Origin of the sequence: Lactiplantibacillus sp. 7.2.4 (assembly GCF_018991185.1) — a bacterium.
Lineage (GTDB): Bacteria > Bacillota > Bacilli > Lactobacillales > Lactobacillaceae > Lactiplantibacillus > Lactiplantibacillus pentosus.
The window spans coordinates 1-4,393 of sequence record NZ_JAGYGS010000104.1 but is presented as its reverse complement, the minus strand read 5'-3'; the positions used below and the strand labels follow the sequence as shown (position 1 = coordinate 4,393).

Sequence of the window (4,393 nt, the reverse complement as noted above, 5' to 3'; positions counted from 1 at the left end):
CTGTAAGGAGGGTAAAATAGAAATTAAATAAAAGTATACTAAATATATTTATTTTTTCCGCCTCATATCATAGATTGCTCTTTCCGAAGCAGTTAATGTTGCTAAATAAGCATTCATTGCAACATCTACAACTTTATACATTGGCATATCTTTAGCGTAACTTAGGTTTTGAATGAGTTCTAATACTGGTGGATCAACCTGTACAGGTTTTCGATCCTTGGCCTTAAAACCTTTTTCGCCATAAGTGATTTTGGCGTCATCATCTATTTTCGTTGGTTCGTTTCTAACATCAATTTTAGGTTTTGAATCGATATTATCTCTATTCAGCAATCCCATCTAATTGTATCTCCTTCCCAGCTGGTAATGTAGTATTAGTCATTGAATCAAAATAATGTGATTCATATCGAAAGTCTTTAACATCTCCAGTTTTTTCAAATGATTCAATTCTCAATTCTAATTCGGTAAACAAATCTGCAAATAAAGCAAACATTTTTCTGTCATTGTAATCGTTTAATGAAAAGCCATTTTCTCCAAATGCTTCAAGTCGGTCGTGATTTTTAACAATAGTGTGAAAAACATTATCTTCACCGTAACGCGCAACAGTTTTTTTGTAATTTAAAAGTTGTGTCTTTTTTCTGGAGGAAAGTAATGCAGGTAATATGCCAGCTACTTGAAACTTTGCTTCGTTTGGGAAGTTATTCAACATGGGTTGTAAATAATTGCTAATGAAATTACTTGTGCCTTCCATTGCCATTCTTTTTACTTCTTGTACAGCAATAATATAATCAGTAACCATTATTATTGCGTCCACTACTGAATCGGTAGACGGAGCTACATCGAAAAAAATGTAATCATACTTTGGACGGATTTCATCGACCATTTTTTTGAAATAAAAATACCGTTCACGTTTGTTTTTAGAATTATCAATTATCGAGTCCACTAATTCGTGTTCGGCAATTGACCCTGCAATTATGTCTAAGTTTTCAGTTAAAGGCATAATTGCATTTTTTAAAGTTCCAGTTTGAGCAGCTTTTACAAATGATTGTGGAAATTGATTTACGTTAAAGGTTCTTTTGATGTTATTAGTAGTATTCGCTTGTAAGTCGACATCGATTAAAAGAACTTTCTGATTGAATAATGATGGCTTACTGGCTACTATCGCTAATAGATCTGTATCTGTTGTTTTACCGACTCCGCCTTTTAAGTTTGTTAATACTACAACACGGCCCTTTTTCAATTTAAGAAACCTCCTAAGTATATTTGATATATTCAGTAATTTAAATATACTAGATATATTCAATATATTAAGAATACTAAATATATTGCGAATTGTCAAAAATATATTTAGTTGATTTGACTTTACTTTTGTTCATTCCTACAGTATCATTAAATATAAAGATAAATAAAAAAAGCGTTGTTTTGAAGGCTATTGGAAGTAACCTTCAAAACAGCAAATCAAGTACCAAGGCTACTTGATCGCCTTTAACGCTCGTCTTTTATAGATGGCTAGCTAGGATGTGAACTACTAAAAGCAGTCAACTCTAGTTGCCTGATAGGAATATTATACTAAACCTATTAGGAATATGCCAGTCGAAAAGTCGAGTTAAACGCATACATAGGTTTAGTTAAAGCAGATTAAGTTACCCCAGTGGGCGGCTTAATCTGCTTTTTGTGTAGTTAAGCCTAGAGGGAGAAGTGCTCCATGTTTGTTGAGACCTGTTAAGCTAATCCCAATTAAAAATTAAATAAACAAAAAAATCCCCGTGGGGTCTAAGCCACGGGAACTCATAGAACTATCAACGAATGAGTTAATTGTACTCGTGCCAGTTATGTTTGGCAAGAATGCAGTTTGATGAATTTGACCGCCCTAAGAGCCAAGTTGGGGTTTAAATACCAAGTAGCCACGTTAACTGGAGCGATTGCTTAAAAATCTAGTGTATGAAAGTTTAATTTTAATACATAAAAATGATGACTAAGAACGCTACGGCGTTCTTTTTTAGTAGGGGGTGAGCAGTATGTCAACGACGAAAACAGCACAACAAGCGATTGATTTGATTTTGCATCAAGGGTTACGGGAAACTAAAGCCCGGCATAGTAACAGTAACGTCTTGAAGTTAGAAAAATCGGTTTCGGGGCAACAAAATAAGCAAGGTGCGATTGCCATGTATCGTAGTAAAGGCCAAATGGCGAAAAGCTGGGGGACGATTTATACCTCCAAAGAAGCAGTCTATGATAACTATACTAACAGCACGCATTGGACGCCCAATGTTTTTAATTATCTTACCTATACAGATGCGACTAAGCATTATGTAAAAGGGGCTAAGGAACAAAATTTAAGTCAGATCAATACGTTAGTGGTTGATGTTGACTACCGTGACGCTGAGGAGCGCCAAGCAAAGTTTGCCGAGGTTTGGGACACGGCGATGTTGGACGTACAGTTTCTTCCAACCTTAATTTTGGCGACTACCAAGGGCTATCATATCTACTACGTCTTTGATAGGCCGGTTTTCGTCCGTCGTCATGCCAATGGTCAATTGCCAGCCGTCAGGGCTGCTAAAGCCATTGCTAAGTCGTTAAAGCAATACTACGCGCAAAAATTGCCGGCGGTTGATGTGACCTGCAACAGCTTTGGTGTTTTCAGAGTTCCGCGGCCGGACAATATTGAATACTTTGAGCCCAAAATGACGGTTGACTTCCAAGCTTTAATGACTTGGAGTATTAATTTTGCGAATGATCAGCACCAAATTAAGCCCCAAACTACTCAACGGTCTTTTTATGCTCGGCGGACTAGTCGCCAGGTTGACCAACCGTGGTTTCAAGCCTTAATTAACCAAACGGACATTGATCAAAACGTGGGCTATGGTCGGCACAATACAATCTTCACGCTGGCCTTAGCTTGTTATTCTTCAAACGTGTTACAAGCCCAGTGTTTTGACATTTTGGACGAGTTTAACAGTAATCTTACCCACCCGCTGGCGACACAGCACGTTCAAAAAGTAATTAATGATGCTTATTCAGGTCAGTTCCATGCGGCCAGTCGTGAATATGTGAATGCGTTGCTAGAAACTTGGGTTCCCGATGCTGACAGGCGAGTTTATTTGCAGCGTTCGCAAACGACCTGGTACAAGTATGCGAAGCCACGTTCAGAACGCGTTAATAGTCATGTCCATGAATGGCAAGCAGATCTTATGGCTTACTTTAACCAAAGAATTTTCCAGGACAATAATTGGTTTACCAAAACGTCTTTACGGCACATTTCCCAAGAATTAAATATTTGCTTAGGTAGTCTAACCAAGGCCCTGAAAGATCTAATTGATCAAGGCTTAGTTTATCGTGAAAAAGGTAGCGGTCGGCAAGCAACGAAGTTTGCGACTCGTAGTAGCTTGTTACAACATGCGATGAGGTTACAACGCCAACAGCGATTAAACTATTGGATAACGGTTGCTCGGTTATTAGAACCCTCAGAAGAATTAGTGGCGCTACAACAATTGAGCCTTGATGCTCGCCAAGATCATCATCGCAATGCCCAATTGAATTTGCTAGATACGGGTTAGAATTTAGTGTTCTAAAATGCCATTACGTATCTATAGTTCTGGACACGGGTTTCTTGGTTGGGGACTGGGCAGGCCTGCTGGGTGTTAACTGGGCTAGATTAGGGTGTTATTTAGTTATTAGTCGTCCCGTCGCCTCCAAACCGTTTAGAACTAACTCCTCACGTGAGACGCATGATCACGATTCAAGCTACTCCGCCTAGGCGGGTTTTAAGCCGGGAATATTCGGCCATTATCAGTTGAGTAGTGTTGCTTGCTTTTGATGAGCAGTAGGTAAGCTAACTGTAAATCGAAAGTGAGGGGTTTGGTTATGACAACGTTTTTTCAGTGGTTAGTGGTACTAGCGTCCGGGTATCAAGTGCCCGAAGCATTGCTTAATAATAATCAGTTAATTGATAAGCTTTTTGGAGGTGGAGAAGGGACTAATACGGCTAGAGTAATAAAGTTTTATTTAGAATGGCATAATGTGTTACACACGGATATTTTAGCGGTTCAGAAGATTATTGGGACGGTCAATGGGTGGATTTTATTAGGCCTGTATCACACGGCGCAAGCTTTAGAGAGTGTGTTTATGGCGGTTTTAAAACTGTTTGGTTTTTTTGCTAATTTTAATGTTGGTGAAATGGGCACCCTTTATAAGACCATCGTGTTATTAGGATTTGCGCTTTTAACGATTGGTTTAGGTTATTTGCTGGTTGAGAATATTTTTCGGGCAAAGACGAAATTACACGAGGTTGTCACTAACCTGGTGGTGGTAATTGCAATCTTAGTAATGTTGCAATTTGGCACTAATTTGTTTAGTCAATTCGCGATGGCTGGTGCCTAAGATATTGTAGGTAATA

4 protein-coding genes are annotated in these 4,393 nt (G+C 38.7%); 2 read left to right on the top strand and 2 right to left on the bottom strand.

Features of this window, described 5'->3' with window-relative positions; translation table 11 throughout:
* Nucleotides 1–48 precede the first annotated feature (48 nt).
* Together prgO and prgP are read right to left on the bottom strand one after the other, a co-directional pair.
* On the bottom strand, nt 49–336 hold the full coding sequence (gene prgO, locus KGF70_RS16440) for a DNA segregation protein PrgO (RefSeq protein ID WP_056953187.1): 288 nt from the start codon (nt 334–336) through the stop codon (nt 49–51).
* Nucleotides 320–1,237, bottom strand: a complete 918-nt coding sequence (gene prgP, locus KGF70_RS16435) for a ParA superfamily DNA segregation protein PrgP (RefSeq protein WP_056953185.1) — start codon at nt 1,235–1,237, stop codon at nt 320–322. The genes prgO and prgP overlap by 17 nt, the downstream gene beginning before the upstream one ends.
* A gap of 778 nt (nt 1,238–2,015) precedes the next feature.
* On the opposite strand from prgP, the gene KGF70_RS16430 reads away from it, so the two are divergent.
* Nucleotides 2,016–3,554, top strand: coding sequence for a primase C-terminal domain-containing protein (locus tag KGF70_RS16430; RefSeq protein WP_056953183.1), 1,539 nt, complete (start codon nt 2,016–2,018; stop codon nt 3,552–3,554).
* Between the two features lie 301 nt (nt 3,555–3,855).
* Nucleotides 3,856–4,377 carry a hypothetical protein gene (locus KGF70_RS16425; protein WP_231127873.1) on the top strand — a complete coding sequence of 174 codons (522 nt, stop codon included), beginning with the start codon at nt 3,856–3,858 and terminating at the stop codon, nt 4,375–4,377.
* Nucleotides 4,378–4,393 lie beyond the last annotated feature (16 nt).

Bases quoted from the DNA above. Each gene is read 5' to 3' on its own strand.
- prgO (WP_056953187.1), bottom strand. From the start codon at position 336: ATGGGATTGCTGAATAGAGATAATATCGATTCAAAACCTAAAATTGAT.
- KGF70_RS16430 (WP_056953183.1), top strand. From the start codon at position 2,016: ATGTCAACGACGAAAACAGCACAACAAGCGATTGATTTGATTTTGCAT.